Raw genomic sequence first — 3053 nt, forward strand, 5'->3', positions numbered from 1 at the left:
CAAACCCGGGTTCGGGGGCTTCCACGCCACCCGACCCGGGTTTTGATCTTTCACAGAGCCCCGGCTGAGCTGATCTCCTCCGTCGGTCGGGCGGCGGAGGCGATCAGCGGACGTGCCGCGCCTTCCCCCTCCTCCAGAGTGAGGGCCGGGGTTTGGGGCGGAGCCCCAACAACCAGCAACGGCATTACCCTCGCCGGACCTCGCTCGACCCGTCGACCATCCGCGTGGACCAGCGGCACCCTGACCGCCGATCGTCACGGTCGTCACGGACCCCCTGGCGGGGGGTCTGACGGGCCGACGGGCCGACGGGCCGACGGGCCCACGGGGCGACGCTCCGGCCGGGGTGCCGACCGGAGGGAGGCGGGGCCCCGGCCGGGTGTGGCGATCCCGTAGGCGCGGCGCGCACGGCGACGCGCGGCGCGTGCGGCAGGCCCCCCGCGGCGGCCGAAGGCCGCCCTTGAACCCGTAGAGAACATTGGCGACGATCTAGATGGTTGGGCCTGCTGGGAGCGCACGGCGCTCAGATGAGACCTGTTCACCCAGGTCGCGGACGGGTTCGAGCCGTGCCCACTCGGGGTTGGCCACGAGGCGTCGCCAGATTGTCACAGCTCTGGTGACGGTCCTGGGATGGATCTCTTTACCACCCATCGTGACGATGGCCGCGCTGACCGCGGTTGCCGCCTGTTCGGGGTCTGGGTGGGTGCGGTGGATGAAGGCCCGTGCGAGTGCGAGATGGGTGCCGGCGGTGCTGACGTACCGTCCGGTTCCACTGAGCATCGCCAACGACGCGCGGGCGTGCGGCTCGGCTTCGTCGCCCTTGCCAAGGTAGCCGAGGATTACAGCGGTGAAGGCTTTGCCTGCTTCCTCATCGATGGGTGAGGGGCAGGGTTGAAGGGAGCCGCTCCAAACGTGGTCGCGCATGGTCCGCAAGGCGGTTAGTGCTTCGTCTTCGCGGCCGGTGAGGGCGTAGGCGCGGGCCTGTGCGCTGGCAAGGATCGGGACGATATAGGGGTGCGCCTGCGGCTGGGCCTGGGCGGCGATGTCSGCAGYGGTYTCGAACTCGCGGGCGAAGAAGGCCACGGCGGAGCGCATGGCGGCAACCGATCCGGYAAGTAGTGGGTYACCGRCTGCYTGGGCGTGTTGAGCGGCGAGGACGAAGAACGTCAACGCGCCGTCGTCATCGCCCATGTCGAAGGCGAGTCGACCACGGTAGAAGGCGTATTGGCCGGCGAGGAGTTCGAGATCGCGACGGTCGGCGCCGGACACACGGGTTTCAAGGCGGGCTTCGGCGTCATCCCACGCTTGTTCGACAGGTCCGAGAAGGTCTCCACGCGGAGTAGTGGCGTAAATCTGGGTGAGGCGTTGGATGCCCTGGTGGAGCTGGGCGACACTGAGGGGGTCCGGGGTGGACGCGGCGATGGCGCGGGAGATCTGCGCGGCGCGGCTGGTGGCGCCAGTCGTGGCGGTGCTGGCGGCAAGAAGGATGCCGGTGCCGAGTAGGTCACGGCGGCGCGACGGACTCACCTCCTCGCGGGGCGGCCCGCTGCCGGGCTCCGCCTGAGCGGGAACCATGACGGGACGTGGTAGCACGGGCGGCGGGGCTACGGCCTGTGTCTCACGGTAGCGAGTGGGATTCCGGGTCAGCAAATCTTCCACGGAAACGTGAAACATCTCCTCCAACACCCGGCATGCCGCCGGATAGGGCCTGGTGGCGACCTGGCCGGCGATCCACCGTTTCGCCTGCCGGTCGCTGAGTGGCCCCGGCACCCGAAGATCGTTGTTTTCCCGGCTGAGTGTGCGGGCGGTGGTGTCGAAGACACGGCGGAAGTCGTCGCAACTCCAGTTCCGATCATGAAGTAGTCGGGCGAGCATCGTGTCGCTGCGGGGCGGGGCCATCAGCGGTCCTTCCGACTGTCTGGCGGGGTCTGAGGTCCTGGTCAGGTGCCATGTTCCGACCGCCGGCCTCGAATGTCACGGGATGGCATCAGGAAGGCACGGATGGCATGCGGATGCCGTGCCGTGCCGTCATGGTGGCGGCGTTCCCCTGCGCCCCGACGGTCACTGTGATGCCTGGTTCGGTGGCCGATAGTGATGCCCGGCGGTTCTGGTCGGGTTGGCCTTCGTGTCCTCGGCGGGCGCCGTGAACGGTTCCGGGCGGGCTGTTCCACGGGGGTGGGGCCTGCCCGGGGCCACCTTGTTGTGATCACGAGACGAGGGGGGTCCTGGCGTGGGCCGGTGGGAGGACGAGCACTTTGCCCGGTTGGAGTGTGAGGTGCCGGTGCGGGGACGGGATCGTCTGGCCTGGTGGCGGACGGCGCGGGCTGGCCTGGGGGCGGTGGAGGTGGCCGCGGTGCCGGTCGGGACGCTCGGGCTGCTGGATGCCCCGGGGGTAGCGGTGCGGCACGGCCGGATCCCGGCGGGGGCGGGGTTGCTGTTCGAGGCCGGGGAGTGGGCGGTGTTCCTGGCCGGGGTGGGTCGGGGTGAGTTCGGGTTCGCCCGGTTGGCGGCGTTGCCGGTTCCCTCGGTGCCGGTTCCCCCGGCTGCCGGGGCGGGGGCCGGTGATGGGTGAGCAGGCCTGCGCCGGGGGCGGGGCGATGTCCGGTGCCAGGGCTGGTCGGGGGGAACACCCGGGCTGGTCGGAGGCGTGGTCGCGGATCCTGGCCGGTACGGGGGCGGATCAGGCGGCCACGGTGTGGGTGGTGGCGGTGGTCGACGGGCCGGAGCGGGACGTGGACGGGGTGGTCGGCTACTTCGCCACCCCCCGGGACGCGGACCGGCATGCCTGTGCCCATGGGTATGGGGAGTGGCTGGTGGTGCCGGCGTTGGTGCTGCACCGGCCGGATGATCCGGTGGTGGTCCTGTGACCGGGGGGTGGCCGTTGCTGGTCCTGGACGGCGACGGCGTACTGATCACCAGCTTTCCGCGGGCGGAGTTCGACCGGGCGCACCGGTGGGCGCATGCCCGGGCCGGGGAACCGGTGGTGGAACTGCCCATTCTGGTGGAAGACCTGCTGGTACGGGTGACGTGGACGATCGGGCGGACCTCGTGCACGG

At 70.6% G+C, this 3053-nt stretch carries 3 protein-coding genes and 1 pseudogene; 3 read left to right on the forward strand and 1 reads right to left on the reverse strand.

Translation table 11 applies throughout. From position 1 onward, the window contains the following. Positions 1–486 precede the first annotated feature (486 nt). Positions 487–1896, reverse strand: a complete 1410-nt coding sequence (locus tag CcI156_RS23330) for a hypothetical protein (RefSeq protein WP_076808285.1) — start codon at positions 1894–1896, stop codon at positions 487–489. 331 nt (positions 1897–2227) lie between these two features. On the opposite strand from CcI156_RS23330, the gene CcI156_RS23335 reads away from it, so the two are divergent. The 3 genes and pseudogenes from CcI156_RS23335 to CcI156_RS26055 form a co-directional block, all read left to right on the forward strand. Continuing rightward, positions 2228–2569: a DUF397 domain-containing protein gene (locus CcI156_RS23335; RefSeq protein ID WP_076808287.1), complete on the forward strand. Its 342-nt coding sequence runs from the start codon at positions 2228–2230 to the stop codon at positions 2567–2569. After that, positions 2562–2864: a hypothetical protein gene (locus CcI156_RS23340; RefSeq protein WP_139341594.1), complete on the forward strand. Its 303-nt coding sequence runs from the start codon at positions 2562–2564 to the stop codon at positions 2862–2864. The genes CcI156_RS23335 and CcI156_RS23340 overlap by 8 nt, the downstream gene beginning before the upstream one ends. Then, positions 2861–3053: pseudogene (locus CcI156_RS26055) on the forward strand (hypothetical protein); the annotation flags it as partial. The gene CcI156_RS23340 and the pseudogene CcI156_RS26055, both read left to right, overlap by 4 nt.

Source organism: Frankia sp. CcI156, from assembly GCF_001983015.1.
GTDB lineage: Bacteria > Actinomycetota > Actinomycetes > Frankiales > Frankiaceae > Frankia > Frankia casuarinae.

What these genes read in the sequence shown, in the direction of transcription:
- CcI156_RS23340 (WP_139341594.1), top strand. Translation starts at nt 2,562, where the DNA reads ATGGGTGAGCAGGCCTGCGCCGGGGGCGGGGCGATGTCCGGTGCCAGG.